The 17740-nt window shown below is 58.3% G+C and carries 23 protein-coding genes; 5 read left to right on the forward strand and 18 right to left on the reverse strand.

Annotated features, from left to right (window positions below):
* Nucleotides 1-22: 22 nt before the first annotated feature.
* Entirely contained in the window at nucleotides 23-238 is a 216-nt protein-coding gene (locus HHL26_RS15155) for a hypothetical protein (protein ID WP_145907359.1), read from the reverse strand.
* A gap of 130 nt (nucleotides 239-368) precedes the next feature.
* Between HHL26_RS15155 and HHL26_RS15160 the strand changes: the two genes are divergently transcribed.
* The 3 genes from HHL26_RS15160 to HHL26_RS15165 all read left to right on the forward strand — a co-directional run bounded on the left by HHL26_RS15160 (nucleotide 369) and on the right by HHL26_RS15165 (nucleotide 2018).
* The gene (locus HHL26_RS15160) at nucleotides 369-668 is read left to right on the forward strand and encodes a hypothetical protein (RefSeq protein ID WP_197672723.1); all 300 of its coding nucleotides are present in this window, start codon (nucleotides 369-371) and stop codon (nucleotides 666-668) included.
* A 270-nt stretch (nucleotides 669-938) separates the two neighbouring features.
* Nucleotides 939-1067 carry a hypothetical protein gene (locus HHL26_RS24515; protein ID WP_257721798.1) on the forward strand — a complete coding sequence of 43 codons (129 nt, stop codon included), beginning with the start codon at nucleotides 939-941 and terminating at the stop codon, nucleotides 1065-1067.
* A gap of 201 nt (nucleotides 1068-1268) precedes the next feature.
* The gene (locus HHL26_RS15165; protein ID WP_066559533.1) at nucleotides 1269-2018 is read left to right on the forward strand and encodes a spermidine synthase; all 750 of its coding nucleotides are present in this window, start codon (nucleotides 1269-1271) and stop codon (nucleotides 2016-2018) included.
* Here HHL26_RS15165 and HHL26_RS15170 read toward each other — a convergent pair.
* The 3 genes from HHL26_RS15170 to HHL26_RS15180 are packed head-to-tail and all read right to left on the reverse strand — an operon-like array spanning nucleotide 2001 to nucleotide 2622.
* Entirely contained in the window at nucleotides 2001-2165 is a 165-nt protein-coding gene (locus HHL26_RS15170; RefSeq protein ID WP_162492912.1) for a hypothetical protein, read from the reverse strand. The two genes, HHL26_RS15165 and HHL26_RS15170, sit on opposite strands and share 18 nt — an antisense overlap.
* 2 nt (nucleotides 2166-2167) lie before the next feature.
* A complete protein-coding gene (locus tag HHL26_RS15175) occupies nucleotides 2168-2410 on the reverse strand; it encodes a hypothetical protein (protein ID WP_066559540.1) in 243 nt (80 codons plus the stop codon).
* Nucleotides 2407-2622 (reverse strand): hypothetical protein, encoded by a 216-nt coding sequence (locus HHL26_RS15180; RefSeq protein WP_066559543.1) that lies wholly within the window; start codon nucleotides 2620-2622, stop codon nucleotides 2407-2409. The genes HHL26_RS15175 and HHL26_RS15180 overlap by 4 nt, the downstream gene beginning before the upstream one ends.
* Before the next feature lie 401 nt (nucleotides 2623-3023).
* Between HHL26_RS15180 and HHL26_RS15185 the strand changes: the two genes are divergently transcribed.
* Nucleotides 3024-3716 (forward strand): CDP-alcohol phosphatidyltransferase family protein, encoded by a 693-nt coding sequence (locus HHL26_RS15185; protein ID WP_066559550.1) that lies wholly within the window; start codon nucleotides 3024-3026, stop codon nucleotides 3714-3716.
* 73 nt (nucleotides 3717-3789) lie between these two features.
* Here HHL26_RS15185 and HHL26_RS15190 read toward each other — a convergent pair whose 3' ends face one another.
* From HHL26_RS15190 to HHL26_RS15215, 6 genes are all read right to left on the reverse strand, one after another.
* On the reverse strand, nucleotides 3790-4023 hold the full coding sequence (locus HHL26_RS15190; RefSeq protein ID WP_206377484.1) for a hypothetical protein: 234 nt from the start codon (nucleotides 4021-4023) through the stop codon (nucleotides 3790-3792).
* Nucleotides 4016-4222: a hypothetical protein gene (locus HHL26_RS15195; RefSeq protein ID WP_066559551.1), complete on the reverse strand. Its 207-nt coding sequence runs from the start codon at nucleotides 4220-4222 to the stop codon at nucleotides 4016-4018. The genes HHL26_RS15190 and HHL26_RS15195 overlap by 8 nt, the downstream gene beginning before the upstream one ends.
* A 491-nt stretch (nucleotides 4223-4713) precedes the next feature.
* The gene (locus HHL26_RS15200) at nucleotides 4714-4920 is read right to left on the reverse strand and encodes a cold-shock protein (protein ID WP_066559552.1); all 207 of its coding nucleotides are present in this window, start codon (nucleotides 4918-4920) and stop codon (nucleotides 4714-4716) included.
* 487 nt (nucleotides 4921-5407) lie between these two features.
* Nucleotides 5408-5893 carry a hypothetical protein gene (locus HHL26_RS15205; protein ID WP_145907362.1) on the reverse strand — a complete coding sequence of 162 codons (486 nt, stop codon included), beginning with the start codon at nucleotides 5891-5893 and terminating at the stop codon, nucleotides 5408-5410.
* Between the two features lie 78 nt (nucleotides 5894-5971).
* Entirely contained in the window at nucleotides 5972-6721 is a 750-nt protein-coding gene (locus HHL26_RS15210; protein WP_082748654.1) for an SDR family NAD(P)-dependent oxidoreductase, read from the reverse strand.
* Nucleotides 6722-6898: 177 nt separating this feature from the next.
* Complete coding sequence (locus HHL26_RS15215) at nucleotides 6899-7402, reverse strand: Lrp/AsnC family transcriptional regulator (protein ID WP_066559560.1); 504 nt, start codon at nucleotides 7400-7402, stop codon at nucleotides 6899-6901.
* Between the two features lie 284 nt (nucleotides 7403-7686).
* Here HHL26_RS15215 and HHL26_RS15220 point away from each other — a divergent pair, with 284 nt between their 5' ends.
* Entirely contained in the window at nucleotides 7687-8517 is an 831-nt protein-coding gene (locus HHL26_RS15220; protein WP_066559562.1) for a helix-turn-helix transcriptional regulator, read from the forward strand.
* Nucleotides 8518-8622: 105 nt separating this feature from the next.
* Here HHL26_RS15220 and HHL26_RS15225 read toward each other — a convergent pair whose 3' ends face one another.
* From HHL26_RS15225 to HHL26_RS15255, 8 genes are all read right to left on the reverse strand, one after another.
* Complete coding sequence (locus HHL26_RS15225; RefSeq protein WP_237229823.1) at nucleotides 8623-9033, reverse strand: MFS transporter; 411 nt, start codon at nucleotides 9031-9033, stop codon at nucleotides 8623-8625.
* Nucleotides 9006-9365, reverse strand: a complete 360-nt coding sequence (locus HHL26_RS24270; RefSeq protein WP_237229824.1) for a hypothetical protein — start codon at nucleotides 9363-9365, stop codon at nucleotides 9006-9008. Before HHL26_RS24270 ends, HHL26_RS15225 begins: the two co-directional genes overlap by 28 nt.
* Before the next feature lie 81 nt (nucleotides 9366-9446).
* Nucleotides 9447-11570 (reverse strand): TonB-dependent receptor, encoded by a 2124-nt coding sequence (locus HHL26_RS15230; RefSeq protein WP_082748658.1) that lies wholly within the window; start codon nucleotides 11568-11570, stop codon nucleotides 9447-9449.
* A 296-nt stretch (nucleotides 11571-11866) separates the two neighbouring features.
* Nucleotides 11867-12202 (reverse strand): flavin reductase, encoded by a 336-nt coding sequence (locus tag HHL26_RS15235; protein WP_066559571.1) that lies wholly within the window; start codon nucleotides 12200-12202, stop codon nucleotides 11867-11869.
* 371 nt (nucleotides 12203-12573) lie between these two features.
* Nucleotides 12574-13686 (reverse strand): 3,4-dihydroxy-2-butanone-4-phosphate synthase, encoded by a 1113-nt coding sequence (gene ribB / locus HHL26_RS15240; protein ID WP_066559573.1) that lies wholly within the window; start codon nucleotides 13684-13686, stop codon nucleotides 12574-12576.
* A gap of 187 nt (nucleotides 13687-13873) precedes the next feature.
* Nucleotides 13874-15730, reverse strand: coding sequence for an AMP-binding protein (locus HHL26_RS15245; protein ID WP_346765588.1), 1857 nt, complete (start codon nucleotides 15728-15730; stop codon nucleotides 13874-13876).
* A gap of 1 nt (nucleotide 15731) precedes the next feature.
* Nucleotides 15732-16520 carry an enoyl-CoA hydratase-related protein gene (locus tag HHL26_RS15250; RefSeq protein ID WP_066559580.1) on the reverse strand — a complete coding sequence of 263 codons (789 nt, stop codon included), beginning with the start codon at nucleotides 16518-16520 and terminating at the stop codon, nucleotides 15732-15734.
* 24 nt (nucleotides 16521-16544) lie between these two features.
* Complete coding sequence (locus HHL26_RS15255; protein WP_066559586.1) at nucleotides 16545-17684, reverse strand: LLM class flavin-dependent oxidoreductase; 1140 nt, start codon at nucleotides 17682-17684, stop codon at nucleotides 16545-16547.
* Nucleotides 17685-17740: the final 56 nt, after the last annotated feature.

The following is a 17740-nucleotide window of genomic DNA, read 5'->3' on the forward strand; positions in this document are numbered from 1 at the left end:
GACACGCAAAGCGATGACATTTTCAGCGCCCTTTCGCCTGCCGGAATTCGAAGCGCTTTTGCCCGCCGGCACTTATGTCGTGGAAACCGATGAAGAACCATTTGAGGGCAATGTCCACACAGGCTTTCGCCGGGTCGCGACCACCCTGCGTATCCGGAAAGGCGCGACCATCGAACATCACCAGGTCGCCCCTCAGGATCTGGAGGCAGCGTTGCAAAAAGATCGCGATACCGCGCATGGCGGGTTGGTTCCAGCCGGTCCGCCGACAGAGCAGACCCGGCCTTCTGATGGCCCGCCGCCGGCAAACTGGCGCTGGGTTCCTTTGTGGGTCCGAAACACGCCCTCCGATGGCGGACGGTAGGCCAGTCATGTTCAACAGTTCAGCGATGTGCAGGCAGCAGGCAGCGCATCATCGGCAGGTTGCCGCCGCCACGCTGCTTGAGAAGGTACGGACGATCGCGCTGGCGGCCGCAAGCGCCTGGGACATCCAGGCCGGGGAGGCTGAGGCACGCGAAGCCGGAAAGCAGGATATGCTCAGCGCGGAAGATGCGGCGATCGCTCTGGAATTTCAGCGGGAGGATGAAGAAGAGGCGGCGATCCGCGCCAACGACAAGCTGGACGAAGCGATTTCAATCCCCTGCGACAGCCATGATAGGACCAGCATGTGAACGTTCAGATCGAGCAATTCGGTACCTGGTTGATAGGACAGCACAGCCGTCCTGGTTGGATAGGAGACCTGGCACGGGCGGCGGCGGGCGACCGGACATTTCCTCGGTCGGGAGACCCCGATACGATACGCGGTCATCTTAATCGAACGCACGCGGACGCGGACATGTTCGAGGCGCTCGACGATGCTGAAGCGCTCTGGTTCGGATTCGGACGGCACTGATCGCAGCTCCCCGCAACAATCCAAAAACACTTTTTGAAGGAATGCCCAAATGGCCAAAAGTCAGAAAAAATCAAATCGCGAGGTTCGCAAACCCAAGGCCGAAAAGCCCAAGAAGCACAATGCATCCAACCCGTCGCAAAAGCCGGGCGGATTGAATATTATAACCTTGAAAAGCTGAAACCCTTCCGCTGGTCAAATAAGCAACCCCTAAAGGGTATGCCGCGAACCTATGAACCGGCCTTGCAAAGGGGGTGCAAGCCGGGCATTGGACGGCGTCACCGCGCAATGGACGCCATGCTGGTTTACGTCGCGATTGATCTGAGAATGCGACAGGAACAGCATGAATCGTAACGACGCTTCATCAAAGCGGTCTTCTGACATGCGGGCCTACATCGCCGATGAACGGCAAGCCAAGACCGCCAAGGCAAGCCACCCGCCCATAGAGACGGTGGATGTCGCGGACATTCCGGGCGGTGGCCAATTGCATTTGCTCAAATGCGGCAGGGAATTTTCCATCCAGTTCGGCAGCGACGAGTTGATGGGAAGTCAGGACCATGTTTCGGAAATGGCGCTGGCCACGATGACGAGCCAACGCCTGACCAGGAAAGACGGGCATGTCCTTGTAGGCGGGCTTGGCATGGGCTTCACTCTGGACGCGGTCCTTGCGGCCTGGACTGCCGAGGCCTTTGTGACCGTCGCGGAACTGGTTCCTCAGATCGTCGTCTGGGCCAAGGGGCCGCTGGCGCATCTGTTCAAGAATAATCTCGCGGACCCCCGCGTCAGCCTCCGCCTGCACGACGTCTACGATGTCATCGCGGAAACGTCGGAGCATTTCGACGCCATCCTGCTGGATGTCGATAACGGGCCGGACGGCTTCATCACCCCCGGCAACGACCGGCTATATTCGCATGCCGGTCTTGCCGCTGCCTACGCCGCATTGCGGCCGGGGGGGCTCTTGTCCATCTGGTCGTCCTATACGGACGATTGCTTTGCCGGGAGGCTGGAAGAGTCGGGTTTCGAAGTCGATGAAATCATCTTGCCAGCCTATATCGGCAGTTCGGAGCGTTGGCATAATATCTGGTTCGCGGCCAAGCCGGGCAACCCCGCCAACCTATCTCCCCCGCAGTGATGCCCCCTTCCGGAGCAGAACGGAAATGATCTTGGAATAGGCCCGCGCCTGTTCCTCATGCTTCCTCCTCTCGACAGGGCAGATGGCGAGATCGGCATGGTTCAGTTCCGCCTGTCTGCGGCGATCGAGATAATCGAAGCGGTCCATGGTTATTTCCGATGGAGCGAGGGGGACCATTGCCGGGCCATGTGCGATGCCGAGCGGGTTACGGCGCCCTCGATCAGCTTGTCCTTCATCAATATGCGAAAGGCGTCGGCATCCCTGGGATCGAGCATCACGACCCTTGCGCCACCGGAAACCAACGCTTCCACGGCGGATATCCGGAATGCGTGCTTCGTGCATGCCGCCTCGATGACATCGGTCGTGGCCCACACGTTGACGACCCTGCTCATGCCGCACCGCCTTCCACGTTGAACGGAAAGGGGTTGAAGGAAGCCGAACCATCCGATCGCTGGGTGCGGTAAGGATGGGGATGGTGGCGGATGCGGGTCGCATATCCCTGTGCGAGCCGTTGATGAACGCGGCGCGCCACGGAGCTATGCGCGATCCGTGCGCGCAGCAGCTCCTCCTGCTCGCGTTTCAACAGGTAATTCAGGTCTTCCATGACTGGGCTCCTCTGCTGGCAAGCGGGAGCACGATGGTCTCTCTGTCACGGCGAATGCTTGCAGCAAATTTCGCGCAATAATGACTTGATAGCATGGAAGGCCATTCCCGTCCCCCGGGAAAGGCGCGCGGATGTAAAAAATTCTGTTCCGGTCGCCTGGGGGCTGCTACGGAAGATCATCGGGTCTTTCTTCCGCACGATCCGACAGAGAGACTTGGGTGCTCCCGCGCATAGGGAAGCATGTGATGCAGGAAGATCATCTCTCTTTCCAAGTGGCACTGATCGCATCGGTCATCGTGCTGATCTTTCTTGGCTGGCGCATTTTCGGACGCGGCGGCTGATACTTGCCTTATAACGGCGCCGCAGGTGCCCCGGTTGTTCCAGACTATTATCGAAGGCCTATGACGATCCAGCCCCAATCCCCCCCATCGCTTTCCAGGATTCAACAGAACTGGCTTGCCGCCAATGAGCGGCGGCTGCTCAACTGGCTGTGCCACCGGATGCCGTCCTGGATAACGCCGGATCGCCTGACGGCGACCGGCATGGCAGGCGCGGTCATGATTTTTGCGGGATATGCCGCCAGCAACCTCGCTTCATCCTGGCTGCTGCTCGCCATTGCGGGCTATGCCGTGCAATGGTTTGGCGATTCCATGGATGGCAGCCTGGCGCGATACCGGCGTATCGAGCGTCCATCCTACGGATATTTCATCGATCATAGCTGCGATGGGCTGGCGACGCTGCTCATCCTTGCTGGGATCGGCCTCAGTCCATTCGTCACCATGGATGTCGCCCTGATCGCGCTGGCGGGCTATCTGCTGCTGTCGATCCATGCCTTTCTGTCGGCGCGGGTGTTGGGCGAATTGAAGCTTTCCTATCTTTCCGCCGGACCGACCGAACTGCGGCTGATGCTCATCGGGCTGACCATCATGATGATGGTGCTGGGAACGGAGCCTGGTCTCTTCGGGCGCTGGTCGGGCTTCGATATATTCGTGGGAGCGGCGGGATCGATCCTGATCGTCCTCTTCATCGCCCAGACGCTGATCACGGGGAAAAGGCTCGCCCTGGCGGAAACGGAACGCCGGATTTCGAGGTGAGGGACAGACCGCCGCCTGGACGGCGATCAGGATTTTCCGCCGCCCGAATTCTGAAAAGCGCGCCTGAAGGAATTCAGGCGTCCGCCCGTTCTTCCAGCCGCTGCTCCGCAGCGCGCAGGCCTTCGGCGCTCTCTATCGCCAGATCGAGCGGCCTTCCGCCCAATTGCTCGTCATTGCCGTTGAGAAAAGCGATGGCGTCCTGCGCGCCCAGTCGGGCGATGGCCAATTGGGAAATGCGGCCTTGCCGCGCCGCCTGTTCCGGAGAAAGACGGGGGCCATTGAAATGTCTGCCTGAATGTCTAGCCAAAGAGCCGCTCCTGATGGGCCGCCTTGTCGGCGGCCTGTTTTTTTCGGTCAGCCTCACCCATCAGGACACGGTCGGCCATCGCCTGCCACGCCGCCTTCGCGCGCAGGCAGCGATCGCGGACATTGGCCAGATCGGTTTCGCCCGCCTCGCGAGCGCATTGGGCAACCCGCGCCAGGTAGAAATCACTGGTGACGGACATGGGCAATCTCCCGAATGGAATCGAGCCGCGGCGTTTCAGCCGAGCATTTCAGCCACGACACGGCGCAGATCCGGGGCCGACAATACGCCCGCGGACGCGGGCCGATGGTCCGGACGGCGCATCTTGCGCAAAGCGGAAGGCCCATTGGAAAGGCCGGAGATGTTCGGAAATTTGAAATTCATGATATTCCTGATGAGCGCCTATGGGCGCACAATGATTGTAAAGTGGCGCGCAAACTCGGCGCTGCCTATGCCGCCGCGATATGGGCGGTCCGGCTGTGTGCGGACGACTTGCATCGTCCGACGCTTGGAAGTCGCCGGACCGGAATCCGGCCGGGCGGCAGGAGACCGACTACAGCCTCCCATGTCCTTGAACATTTCCTGCACTCCCGCCAGCCGAACAAACGGAAAGGCGGGGAATGCCGCCCCGGCACCGCCAAAGGCCGTGCCGGGAAAGCTTGCTTCAAAGCGGATTGTCCGCTTGACCGTCTGTCAGGCGGCTTCGAGATTGATGGCGGACTGCTTGCCGCGACGGTCGATCTCGATCTCGTAGCTCAGCCGCTGGTCCTTGTTCAGCGTGGCCATGCCTGCGCGTTCGACGGCGGAAATATGTACGAAGCTGTCGTTGCCGCCATCCTCGGGCGCAATGAAGCCATAGCCTTTGTCAGCGTTGAAGAATTTGACGGTGCCGATGGGCATGGGATGTTTCCTTTCACGAAAACAGGATACCCGCCCGCAAAAGCACGAGCGGAGCCGATAGCGCGAGAAGGGAAGGAGCACCCATTGGGGCAAATTCCGTCGCAGGCGACGTTTAGCGCCTTCCATATGGCGGGCGACGGGGCAAAAGTCAATCTGCCTTCCTCAGACGCTTACGGAATAGTTTAAATCTCGGCTTGAGCCACGACAGGATTATCGTGGGACAACATAAAATGACGCCCTTCCTGATCGAAAGACAGAAGCGAAATAGGCTCAGTGAATTTGCCGCCAGCCTCGTTATTGTGTCAGCTTATCCAATGCTTCGTTAAGTCGGCGAGCTTCCTCTGCTGAAAGATCAAAATCACGTTCCACTTTTTCTTTCGCGATGCTCAAAAGATGGGCCAGATGGTCGAATTTTATGAGTGAGCCAAAATCGTCTGGCTCCGACCCCGACTACCGGGTCGCCCCAACCAGCATAATGGCCATCGTTTCAACCGTCGGTTATTTGCCTGACCCGCGCGCGCCCGGCAGTGCGGCGCAGGGCATCGATGGCATCCCGACAGTCCTTCGCATTGGTGAAGCTGCCGCCGGAGGCCCGAACATGACCATCGGCCGTGCAGAAGCGCCACCGCCAATCCTCAGGCCCAGCGCGCTTGGCCAGCATATGCGCGGGCATGACCCGATAGATTTCGAAATAGGGTTCAGCATGATCATTGGAAACCCATAAGGGCACTGAGCGCCAAGGAGCCAATCCCAACGGGCCAGCCTCATTTTGAGCATTTGAAGCGTCGCCAGACTGCAACTGCTGGTTGGCCGAATATTGTTCAACATGCTTCTCAGCACCAATCTCAAGCGCATCGAAAAACGGATGGTCCAGAGAACCGGACATCGTCATCCTCCTGCTGTGCAAGCGGGAGTGCATGAGTCTCTCTGTCACAGGAAGCTTGCGGCGGAAAATCGCGTGATCATGCTCCATAGCATATCCTGCCATGAACCCTGCATCGATTCTCAATGTGCCCGGTCGACCGCTGGCTTCATGCCTTCCGGTCCTGTATCATTCGTCGATCGTTCGCGCGTTTCTGCAAGATGCGACCGGCTGAGAGACCAGATTGTGCTCCCACTTGCTGACGGGAGAATGAAAATCGACGAACTTCTTTCCCATCGGAATATCATAAGAAGCTGGCATGAGTGGGAGATTGATGGACGAGAACGGCATCTCATCCTGGTGATTGAAACCGATGTCGAGATGCAACCAGAAGCCGAGAATTATGACGCCGCCTTGATGGAGGAGGTGCGAACGGCAGCAGTTGCGCTGTTGCGCGCCACACCCAGCGCGATCGACCGCATTCGGATCGTTCCCGCGCGCTATTGATTGCTCTCCACTGCACCATGGCTTGTGCCCTGGCCGATCAAGCGGCCAAAGTCGGGCAAATATCTTGACGCTGCCCACCGCACGCAACGCGCAAGCATCCTTGAGGGCGCCTGCGACTTCTTCCAGCATGACCCTCCCAGCCTCAAACTTCCTCTCCTTATGCGTGTCGGTCGTATCGAATTGCGATACGGCGCCAGTTTCAAGATGGCCCAACAGCCGTTCAATGACATTGCTGCGTCGATAGATCCGCCGTTCAAAAGCGGCTTTCTCTGAAATGCTGGCGGCGACTTCTTCGCACGCGGGCCGTTTACGACTGGAGATCACCACCCGCGTGCCCGCCTCTGCGAGGGCTTTTACGATGGCGCAGCCGATGCCGCGTGACGAGCCGGTGATAAGCGCGACTTTCCGGTCAAGTCGGACTGTTTCATAGATCCTCTCCGGTCCGAAGTAACCTCATGGTTGATTGGCTGGAGGCATCGACGCAGAGCTTTCCTGCACCTGCAAGCACGGCAGCCGCAAAGTCCGCGTCTACATCCCGCACGCTGAGCCCCCTCTCCGCGTCCACGTCACCACGGGGGTGCCGGCGCGCTGTTCAGGGCGTCATGAAGTTCAAGCATCGAGCCGCAGGTTCAACGTCCGCGAGGCGTCTATCGGAAGCGCTGTCTTGTAGGTGACCTGTTTCAACACGAGGTTTGACCGGATACTCGCCACCCCTTCGATCTTGGACAACTTCTTGGCGATCAGCCATTCAAGCTCTTCGACGTCCCGAACGATGACGCGAAGGAGAAAGTCACACTCGCCCGTCATCCAGTTGCATTCCATTACTTCAGGCAACCGTTCGACGGCCGCCTGAAACGCGTCCAACGCGGCGCGCGGCTGCTTGTCGAGAGTGACCTGGATGTAGGCATTGATCTCCAGCCCCATGACCTTCGGGTTCAGAAGCGTGACGCGCCGGTCGATGATGCCGGTCTGCTCCAGCTTCCTCACTCGGGTGAGACAGGGCGAAGGCGAAAGGTTGACCCGGTCGGCAAGCTCCACATTGGTCAGATTTGCGTCTCTTTGCAGTTCATTCAGGATCTTGATGTCCGTCCTATCGAGCGTGAGCATGTTCATTTTGCTATCCTACCCGCTTTGAAAAAGCAGCCTGAAGTGCAAATGCGGCGGATACCGGCACAAAATTCCGTGGACCGTTACAACCGGATCTCCAGGCATCTATCCTCGTCGATTTTTACCAAAACCACGGCAGACTATATTCCGGCGGATCGACCGACAGGATTCACATAATTGCCAATTTATGTCGCAAAACGGTCAAAATCGGGTATAAACTTGGCTGAAAAGGAGAGTGCGGCATGTCAGAGATGGCACGAAGCATCGCGAATCGGTCAACTGACATTATAATGGATGAGGCCGCCAGACGCTGCTGGGATCTGGAGGGTCTGCGCGTCAGTTTTTCATCACTCGATCCTGACGAATATCCCCGCCCAGTGACCTCCTTCCTGGTTCAGCGCAAAGAGAATGACGACGAGCTGCCGATCCACCAGCACAGGAAGGGGCAACTGGTCGTCAGCGCGCAGGGTTCGATTGTCTGCCGCACACTTGACGGCATCCGCATTGTTCCGTCCAACGGCGCCGTGTGGGTGCCGGGCGGTGTGCCCCATCGTATCGCTATCTCTGACAATGGCAGATCCTATTGCGTGTTCATTGACCCGGATGTCGGCGCGCTTCCGCATTCCTGCGCAACCTTCTCTATCAATCCCATGCTGCGGGAGATGATCTTCCACCTCGCCAAGCTGCCGCCGCTCTACCCGCTGGAAGGGCCGACCAGCCGCCTCGCACGGGTTCTTCTGGACGAATTGGCCCAGATGAAGGCGGAACCTCTTCACTTTCCTGTCACCAGCCATCCGAAGATACAACAGATCGCCGCGGAATTGCTTGATTCGCCCGACGATCGAAGAACCGTGCGGGAGTGGGCCAGGACAGTGGCCATGAGCGAGCGGACGCTGGCAAGGCTGATTCTCAAGCATACCGGCATGACGTTCGGCCGCTGGCGCCAACAGCTCCACATCGTCATCGCGGTGCAGAAACTTGGCTTTGGAACGACGGTCCAGGTCATATCTCAGGAGCTGGGATATGATTCCCCAAGCGCCTTCACCGCTATGTTCAAGAAATATATGGGCCAGCCTCCGCGGCGGTATCTGCAGGATCGGGTGGAGGGAGAGGCGACCTGATCGGTGGGCGGCTTCAGAGAACGGACCGCCCCTTACGCTGGGAAGCGCCGCCTCCACCTCCGCGGCTTCAACTGACGATGTCGTTGCGCATCGTCCGGCGGGCCATCAGAAATGCGATCGTCGCCGCAAAATATCCGAAAACTGATGACGATCAGCGACCATCGAATTCCCCCGCCAGCGCCCAGACGAGCGGCAAACACGTCGCTCAACGTACCCACGCTCAGGGGCAACCGAGCAGGTTACCGAAGACTCCCGGAGGCTGGGTGATGAGGCGGGCGCCATAGCGTTGACGGCCATGCGCCGTGGCTCGGGCAGGCTCCACAGGGAAATAAGGCCAAGAACGATTCCGGGTAATCCGACGATCAACGAGCCAACGGGAATGCCGAGCGAAAAAACGGCCATTGCCGAAGCCCGCTGTTCGCGGGGAACATAGTCGCTGATCAAGGAGTGGGACGCCGGCGTACACCCCGCCTCCCCAACGCCGACTTCTACCCGCGCCAGGAAAAGCTGCGCCAAGCTCTGGGCGAGGCCGCATAGCGTCGTGAAGAAGCTCCATACGATCGCGGAAATGCAATGACATTCACCCGGTCGCCGCGCTCGCCCACGCGGGCGATCGGCAGAGCAAGCGTCGCGTAGAAGAGTGCGAAAGACAGTCCCGCCAGGGAACCAAGCTGCCAGTCGGCCAACTGCAGATCTCGTTTGATCGGCTCGGCAAGAATGTTGACGACCTGGCGATCAAGTAAATTGAATGCGTAAAGCAGAAACAGGACCGCAAGCGCATAGCGGGGATATCGCCGCGACAGTTGCATGATCCTGTTGTCTGCTTCCAACGCGTTGCCATCGCTCATTTGGCCGCTCCCCCTCATCGCGGCCGCATGGGACACGCTGCCCAACATCGGGGGATGCCGCTCGACGTCCCCCGACTACCATTAGAATTTATAGGAGAAGGAGCCTTTGATCACCCGGGGCTGCCCTATCCTTGCGTCGCTGCACCTATCGCAGGCGCCGTTGACCCGGTCGCTCAGAATCTGATCCTGATACTCGGTGTTATACACCTTGTTGAAGGCATTATCGATGCGCAGGGCAAATTCCCATTTATCGTCGATATCAGCCAAGGAGATCCGGAAGCCGGCAATATCATAGGCCCGCTGCTTTGTGAGATTGGGGACATCCCAGTAGAAGCTGCTGGTGTGGGTAAGTTCGCCGCGCAACCCGACCTTCAGCTTGTCCGTGACGGGATGGGTATAGTCGGCATTGATGTTACCCGAGAAGCGCGGCGCGTTGGTCGCGGTGTTCCCAGTCACATCTTGCTCGAAGAAAACACCTTTCTTCCACTTGGAATGGAGGAAGCCGCCGCTGGCCGATATGGACAGGTCCCGTGTCGGCCGCAATGTTCCGGAGAACTCTGCGCCATACGATTCGGACGTACCGATATTGGTGATGAACTCAGTGATAATGCCGTCGACGTTGATGCGGGTCTCGAACTGGCGATCCTTATATTTTATGTAGAAGCCGGCCACGTCATATTGCAAAAGACCGCCAAACAACTCACCTTTGGCGCCAACTTCGAAATTGTTCGCCGTTTCCCGTTTGAACGGGATCAACACCGCATCCGCGGCGATGTTGAGCCGCCCTGGCTCATAACCCTTCGAAGCAGATGCGTAGAGCAGCAGATCGCGAGAGGCATGGTAGGCTAGCGAAAGCTTGGGCAGAACGATCGTGTCGGACGTATCGTTCTTTCCGCCGGTATTGAGATCGATCCCCTTCACCTTGTTATGGTCCAGGCGAGCGCCGAAATTTACCTCAAAACCACCGGATTTCCAGCCGATGTTGGCAAAGCCAGCATATTGCCGCGCCAGCGTGGTAACATTGTAATAGTTGGCGACGGTCGGATCGCCGGCCGCAGGCGCGCCAAGGTAAAGATCAACATGGCTCAGCAGATCAAGGTCGCGGATCGAACTGTAATATACGCCTGCCAGCCAATTGAGAGATCCGCTATTGTCGGACGCGAGCCGAAGCTCCTGGGTAAACACCTTCGTGACGACCGGAGCGTCCTGCGAGGCGGTAACATCGTCCGCAGGCGTATAGTCGATATCCCAAAGGATGCGGTTCTTACGTCGCGTATAAGAACTCAATGATGTCAACGTCGCGAAGTCGAGATCGCGTGTGACGGACAAGATCCCGCCCAGGATCTGCTTATGGTTGTAATTTCGCTCGCTGAGCGGCGTTTCGAACGAATATTCCTGCGGGCCACTTGTCACATAATAGTCGTTCCCGGCATTCTCCGTCCGGCTGTACCGGAAGCTGGCGAGCACTTCAGTTGCGTCGTCCGGGTTCAGGCGCAGCACCGTACGGAAGCCATATTCCGTCGATTTGTCGGAATTGACATGCAGATTGGGGTTGTACTTGTAGCCGCCGTCGTGATCGGCATAACCCGAGATGCGCAGTGCGGCGACTCCGTCGACGATCGGGACGTTGACCGAACCCAGGACATTCAAAATGTTCTGCTCGCCGCCCTCGACAGTGAAATGGCCTTCCTGTTCATAGCTCGGCTTCCTGGTCACGAACTTTATCGCGCCGCCGATGGAACTGCCGCCGTAAAGAGTTCCCTGCGGTCCCTTCAGCACCTCCAGACGCTCAAGGTCGACGAGCCGTGCCGATTGATCGGTGATGTTGCGCACATCGTCCACATAGAAACCGACACCCTGGGTGTTACCGAACGCACCAATGCCACGGATGACGACATTGGGTTCATTGTCGCCGCGACGGTTCAGTATGACGTTAGGCAGTTGCCGGCCGAGGTCATCGACATTGGCGATGCCGCCTTTCGTCAACATATCGGCGGAGAAAGCGGTAATCGTCTCCGGCACGTCTTGCAGACGCTCGCTCCGCTTACGGGCAGTGACGACGATGTCACCAGCCGAGCGGCCTTCCTCCTGCGCGTCCTGGCTGAACGGCTGGCCTTGAGCCGATGCGGGCGTCACTGCCAAGCCAAGGATCGACACCGATGCCACAGTCGAAAGGCAAATAGATAGAATAGGTCTGTGCTTCATTTTACTCCCCTTTTTGTCTGGATCGCGCAGATGCGCTGACCTTTTGCCGCATTGCTTGACAGAGCTTGAAGGTGCGTCGCCAATACAGCGCCGCCTTAAACCAGCTGCATTCCGCTCTCGAAGGTGAGTGGGTCACGATCACCTTACGCACTCTATCAAAAGTGCACTCAATCATGCGGCACCTGCTGCGGATGACTGAGCCGCCTTCATTCTTCCTGCGAACTTTTTATTGGATGGTCTAAAGTTGACCGCCTTGGTATTTCCGGAAAATTTCTCCCCTATTCATTATGAACAATTCAACCGAAGTTACCCGAAGAATAGATGAGTGGCGCCCTGCTGCCGTCCATCGCCGCAAACCCCTGCGCGAGGGCGATGTCGTCAATCGACAGGACGTTCCAGGAGAATGTCCCCGTTTTCAGGATGATGTCGTGCGCCTCGGCGCTTCGATTGATGCATGCCAGGACCATTGGCGGCTCGACACAGAGGGAGGACGCGGCCGTAACGGTGAGCCCGCGCCTGTCGGCGCCCCGCCCCGCCGCCACGATCGACCCGGACCCTACGATCGCGCGCAGAACCTCCTTGAAAGATGCCGGGCCGACACATTCCTGAAGCAGATTGTCCTGGTTGGTCACACGCCCTCACTGGTGTAAGCGTCGTCGTTCAGAGACGCTTTTGAAGTTTCCATTCCGCAAACTCTCACAAGATAACCGGCATGAGATGCCGATCTCGCACCGCCCGAACGGCACATGCGGAATGATCTGCCGCTGAGGATAAGAGGGGCAAGAATCCCGCTCGCCGCCGAACATGGACTTGCACATTCCCTGAATCGGCACCCATCGGCCTTCGCAGACGACCATCAGCAGAGATGAGGGAGCCCGCCGAAGGTTGCGGAATGAAGTCAGTTCATTGGCATCGATCAAGGGCGCGATGATGTTGCCGCGGATTGATGGCGTCGGGACCAACTATCCGCGATAGTAATTCAACGGCCGCGATCAGTGTGCATTCAAATTTGGCGATGTTCCACGATGTTCAGCCCATACCCCTTCAGCGCGACCGGCGTATGCGGCGAATTGGTCAGAACGATCATGTCGTGGATGCCCAGTTCAGCGAGGATCTGGGCGCCGACGCCATAGTCGCGAAGCTCTTTCACGTCACCGAGCGGTTCGCCGGCCTTGACGCGCAGCAAGCGCGAAAGCGGCGTATCGCGACTGAAGAGAACGACAGCCCCGTTTCCATCAGAAGCTATCAGTTCCATGGAGCGCGAGAGAAGATCGCTGCGGTTGTCGGCCTGGCCGAGAACGTCCGAGAAAATGTCCATGGCATGCATTCTGACGATCGTCGGCTTGTCCGGATCAATCTGTCCCTTGACCAATGCGAGCGCTTCGTTCTCCGCCCCTTTGACGCGAAAGGTGATCGCCATCCATTCACCGCCCCACTTGCTCGCGAACCTGGCACTCGCCAGCCTTTCGACACCGTGATCATGGCGGCGCCTGTACGCGATCAGATCCCGGATGGTGCCGATTTTCAGCTCATGGAGCCTTGCGAATTCCATGAGGTCGTCGAGCCGGGCCATCGTCCCGTCGTCTTTCATGATTTCGCAGATCACGCCGGACGGGTTGAGGCCGGCAAGGCGAGCGACGTCAACGGCCGCCTCGGTGTGGCCGGCGCGAACCAGCACTCCGCCCGACCTCGCGACAAGAGGAAAGACATGCCCTGGCGTCACGATATGCTCTGGTCCCTTGGACCCGTCGATCGCCACGGCTATCGTCCGGGCACGATCGGCGGCAGAGATGCCTGTGGAAACGCCGTCCCTTGCCTCGATGGAAACAGTGAACGCCGTCTCGTGCCGCGTCTCGTTCTTGGGACTCATCAAGCCCAGGCGCAACTGGTCCACCCGATTTTTGTCGAGGGCCAGGCAAATCAGACCCTTGCCGTGCATTGCCATGAAATTGATCGCGGTCGGCGTCGCCATCTGCGCCGGGATCACGAGGTCGCCTTCATTTTCCCGATCCGCATCATCAACCAGAATGAACATCCGGCCGTTGCGCGCATCTTCGATGATCTCCTCCGTGGACGAGAGAAATCGATCATTGGCATTGGATGGTGCGCCTGTCATTGTTCAACTTTCAACAAGAAATCCATTCCAGCGATGGTCGGCGTTTGCCAGGCCGCTTTCGGCCTAGAGCAGATTCCGATCCGATTGCATCGGCTCGACTGCTCTAGTCTTTTGATTTAACGCGTTTTCCGAGCCAGCAGGTGATTGGTTTCGCCGAACTGGCGTTTCCATCTGCTTCGAAAACGCTCTAGGAAAATGCCTGGCGGATAAGAATATCCTCAGATTCATCGTACAGGGAGTCGATCAAGTCCTTGTATCGATTATTGAGGTTCTTCCGTCGCTTCTTGCGAGTTGCCGTCATCACGCCATTTTCCACCGACAGTTCCTCGGGCAATATGCAAAATGCCTTGATCTGCTCCACTTGGGCAAGCCTCTGATTGGCTTTCGCCACCTCCGCTTCGATAAGGTGGATCACTGCCTCGGACGTGCACAGATCGGAATAGTTCTGGATCGTGTCCGACCGGCCCTTGATCCAGTCCATCATCGCGACGCGGTCCACTTCGATCAGCGCGACGAGATATTTTCTGCCGTCGCCGCAGACTGCCGCTTCGGAAATATACGGGCTTTGGCGCAGTTCATTTTCAATCTGCGCCGGACTGATCGACTTCCCGCCGGAAGTGTTAATGATTTCCTTTTTCCGGTCGATGAGCGCGAGCAAGCCGTCAGGTCTGAATTCGACAATATCGCCGGTGTGAAGCCAGCCGTCCCGCAGCGCATCCAGCGTCTCGTCGGGCTTGTTGAGATAGCCCACGAACAGCCCCGGCCCCTTGACGAGCATCTCGCCGTCGCCCGCTACCCTGGTTTTCCAGCGTGGATCGGCAATCGGCTCTCCTATCGTGCCCGGCTTTGACCAGTCACTCATCTGCGCTGCGTTGGCGCCGACCAACTCGGTCTGGCCGTAGCACTCCTTTAGGTTCACCCCCCATGTCTGCCACAGCTTCATGACGTCCGGAGGCATGGGCGCGGATGCAGTATATGGGTAGGTCAGTTGATCGAGACCGATCTCGGCCAGGATCGGCAGAAATATCTCGCGGCGGCAAGTCTCGAACAGGGCCTGGAGGAAACTATCCTTTGGACCGGCACTTTGACGATTTGCGAGCGCCTTCTGCGCGATCGACATCGCGAAGCGGTAAGACTTTCTTTTTGCCGGGTCCGAGGCGTTAACCTTACTGGCGAGTTCCGCCGCGTAGCGCTGGTAGAAACGCGGCGGGGCCATCCAGTAGGTTGGCCTGACATCTCGCATAGTAGCACCGAAATCCGCTCCCGAATCGCCAAAATAAGGGACCACCTCGCTTATGAGCGGCAGGACGATGCCCTGGCCAAGACCGACGACATGGGACAGAGGAAGATGGACTACGACGCGCTGCGGCTCCGAGAAGAGTGCCGGGCAGAAATAGCGCGTCGTGGCGACACCCTCTATCACCGCCCGATGGCTCAACATCGCGCCCTTGGGATTTCCGGTAGTGCCGGAGGTATAGATGATCGTGGCGATATCGTCGGGCTGCACCTGCGCTGCCTGCTCGTCGAGCAGTGAGGAGCTGTCCCCAACGTCGCGTAAGAAGGTAGGCAGCGGCACCACGTTGTTTGACGATGCCGTGTCCGGATCAAAGGTAATGATCTTCCTGAGAGACGCAGCCTGCGCCGCGCCGAGGATGACGCCAAGCTCCTTCTCGCCGGCGACGAACATGAACTTGCTTTTGGAATCTTCCAGATAATATTCCACTTCCTCTGTCGAAGAAGTGAAATAGATTCCGACCGCGACGCCGCCCGCACAAACCGTCGCCATATAGGCGGTGACCCAGTCTTGCGAGACATCGCCCATGATCGCGACATAGTCGCCCTTCTGAAGTCCGTTATCGAGAAGAGCGCGGGAGAGGCGCGCTATGTTCGCCGCATACTCCCCCCAGGTCGTCGTGCGCCATTCCCCGGCTCGCTTCTGTGAAAAAACGATTTTCTCGCTTAACATGTCACGTCGGTTACGCAACAACGACGCAAGTGTGTCGTCGTCATAGGCGACCAACTGGGGAGAGTATTGGGTGCTCACCTCAATTATCACCCTCAGCAAAGCGCTTGCGCTTCTCGCGAAACGCTGCGACGGCCTCCGTCCGCTCCGGGCTGCGGAATGTGATAACCTCGAGCGCTGCGGCCGTGTCAAGGTTGAGGGCGACCTGGTCCTTGATCAGCTTGTTCACGGCATATTTGGTCCAGACAAGCGCGTCGCGGGGGCCGCTTGCCAGCAATTCGGCATATTGGATCGCATGGTCAAGAAGCTTCCCGTCCGGAATGACCTTATTAATCATGCCCGCGGCAGCGGCATCTTCCGCGGAGATGAAGTCACCCGTCAGGAGATAGTGCTTTGCCCGCGCCGGGCCGAGCAGCAACGGCCACATCACAGCCCCGCCGTCGCCCGCAACGACACCGGCGTTGACATGCGTATCCGCGAAACGGGCGCTCGGGTCAGCGAAAATGATATCGCAGTACAGGGCGAGCGTAGCGCCCAGACCCACCGCGACACCGTTCACCGCGGCGATCAACGGTGACTCGAGTTCCAGGATGTTCCGGATCAGATGGCGACCCGAGCGCGTCGGTGAAATGGCATCGAGACCCTCATCGAGCGAGCCCTGGTCGCCGCCCGAGCAGAAGCCACGGCCGGCGCCGGTGAGCACGATCGCTTTCACCCGCGGGTCATTATCGAGATCGACGAAGACCTCCTCCAACGCGGAATGCATCTTCCAGCTGATGGCGTTCAATATTTCCGGGCGGTTCAAAGTGACGATCGCAACGCCGCTGTCGCGGACCTCGATCAGCAGATCCTCGTAGTTGTTCTTAAGCATTTCTATCTCCAGGCGTCCCAGGCTTCAGGCGGAAAGGCTGTCTTCGCGCATGGCACGAATTTGTCCGAGAACATCTTCATAGGGCCGGACGACATTGTTACGGTTCTTGAAGTACGGAATGACGTGCCGTCCAATCAGATCGATCGCCTTCATGATTTCGTGATGTGTAACGGAATCGAGGTGGAATAATATTTCGTCGATGCCAAGATCGACATATCTTTCCAGCTGGCGAATAACTGTCTCCGGACTTCCGCAAACTACGCTGGCGGACTCTTCGATCAAATAGTCCCAATCCGTTGCCGCACGGAGAAGCGCATCCTGGCTTTCCGCCATATATGCGTAATCCTTCGAGAACTTCGCAAGCTTTGGATAGCCGGTGGTAGAAATCTGGGCGTAATGCTTGAGCGGTTCGGCATATATGTCGATTGCCTCCTGGTCGGTTCTCCCGATGCCGATGAACAGCGGCATCCCAATGCGGGGCGCGGCCAGCGGACCGTCTGGATCCCTTTTCCAGTTCGACTTATAGGCATTGATGAGCGCGGCCTGCGCTTCCCACCCCTTGTAAAGGCTATGGCTTAGTACGGCGAGACCCTGCTCGCCGGCCCACACATGGCTCCGCTCGCTTGTCGCCGCGATGCCAATCAGTGGATACGGCTTCTGAAGGGGCTTCGGGACGAGCATGCGCGGAGGCACCTGGTAGTGCTTGCCATCGAATGTGAACACGTCGTTCTTAAAGGCTTCGCGGACAAGGGCCATGCCCTCCTCCATCTGCTCCAGCGTCTCGTTGGGATCCACATTGAAGCCGCGCATGGCTATCGTGGTGTTGGCGCGACCGCAATACAGCTCGTACCGGCCGTTGGAGAGGACGTCAGTCACCGCTGCGCGTTCCGCGGTGCGGAGAGCATGGTTGAAATTCTTCGGCATCAGAACCACCGAGGGCCTAAGCGCTATACGGCTGGTCTTCGCGGCGAGATGGCCATACACGACCTCCGGCGCCGAACTCGATATTCCGCCTAGAGCGAGGTGCTGTTCCGAAAGGGAAATGATGTCAAAACCCATCTTTTCGGCAAAGATCGCCTCATCGACCAGATCATGCAGCCGCCGCGCGTAACTTTCGCCGACCTGGGTTTCCTGCTCCGACCAGAAACCAAATTTGATAGACATTCAATTCTCCTTTCGGCACTCGACGAGCCCCTTTGATGTCGCGATCTTCCCATCAA

It is taken from the genome of Sphingobium sp. TB-6 (assembly GCF_012927365.1).
Classification (GTDB): Bacteria; Pseudomonadota; Alphaproteobacteria; order Sphingomonadales; family Sphingomonadaceae; genus Sphingobium.

Coding starts and splice junctions, on each gene's coding strand:
- HHL26_RS15165 (WP_066559533.1), top strand. CDS start 1,269: ATGCGGGCCTACATCGCCGATGAACGGCAAGCCAAGACCGCCAAGGCA.
- HHL26_RS15205 (WP_145907362.1), bottom strand. CDS start 5,893: ATGGAGCATGATCACGCGATTTTCCGCCGCAAGCTTCCTGTGACAGAG.
- HHL26_RS15155 (WP_145907359.1), bottom strand. CDS start 238: ATGCGCGGTATCGCGATCTTTTTGCAACGCTGCCTCCAGATCCTGAGG.
- HHL26_RS15170 (WP_162492912.1), bottom strand. CDS start 2,165: ATGGACCGCTTCGATTATCTCGATCGCCGCAGACAGGCGGAACTGAAC.
- HHL26_RS15220 (WP_066559562.1), top strand. CDS start 7,687: ATGGATGAGGCCGCCAGACGCTGCTGGGATCTGGAGGGTCTGCGCGTC.
- HHL26_RS15175 (WP_066559540.1), bottom strand. CDS start 2,410: ATGAGCAGGGTCGTCAACGTGTGGGCCACGACCGATGTCATCGAGGCG.
- HHL26_RS15200 (WP_066559552.1), bottom strand. CDS start 4,920: ATGCCCATCGGCACCGTCAAATTCTTCAACGCTGACAAAGGCTATGGC.
- HHL26_RS15185 (WP_066559550.1), top strand. CDS start 3,024: ATGACGATCCAGCCCCAATCCCCCCCATCGCTTTCCAGGATTCAACAG.
- HHL26_RS15250 (WP_066559580.1), bottom strand. CDS start 16,520: ATGCTTAAGAACAACTACGAGGATCTGCTGATCGAGGTCCGCGACAGC.
- HHL26_RS15230 (WP_082748658.1), bottom strand. CDS start 11,570: ATGAAGCACAGACCTATTCTATCTATTTGCCTTTCGACTGTGGCATCG.
- ribB (WP_066559573.1), bottom strand. CDS start 13,686: ATGACAGGCGCACCATCCAATGCCAATGATCGATTTCTCTCGTCCACG.
- HHL26_RS15180 (WP_066559543.1), bottom strand. CDS start 2,622: ATGGAAGACCTGAATTACCTGTTGAAACGCGAGCAGGAGGAGCTGCTG.
- HHL26_RS15195 (WP_066559551.1), bottom strand. CDS start 4,222: ATGTCCGTCACCAGTGATTTCTACCTGGCGCGGGTTGCCCAATGCGCT.
- HHL26_RS24515 (WP_257721798.1), top strand. CDS start 939: ATGGCCAAAAGTCAGAAAAAATCAAATCGCGAGGTTCGCAAACCCAAG.
- HHL26_RS15255 (WP_066559586.1), bottom strand. CDS start 17,684: ATGTCTATCAAATTTGGTTTCTGGTCGGAGCAGGAAACCCAGGTCGGC.
- HHL26_RS24270 (WP_237229824.1), bottom strand. CDS start 9,365: ATGAGCGATGGCAACGCGTTGGAAGCAGACAACAGGATCATGCAACTG.
- HHL26_RS15215 (WP_066559560.1), bottom strand. CDS start 7,402: ATGAACATGCTCACGCTCGATAGGACGGACATCAAGATCCTGAATGAA.
- HHL26_RS15160 (WP_197672723.1), top strand. CDS start 369: ATGTTCAACAGTTCAGCGATGTGCAGGCAGCAGGCAGCGCATCATCGG.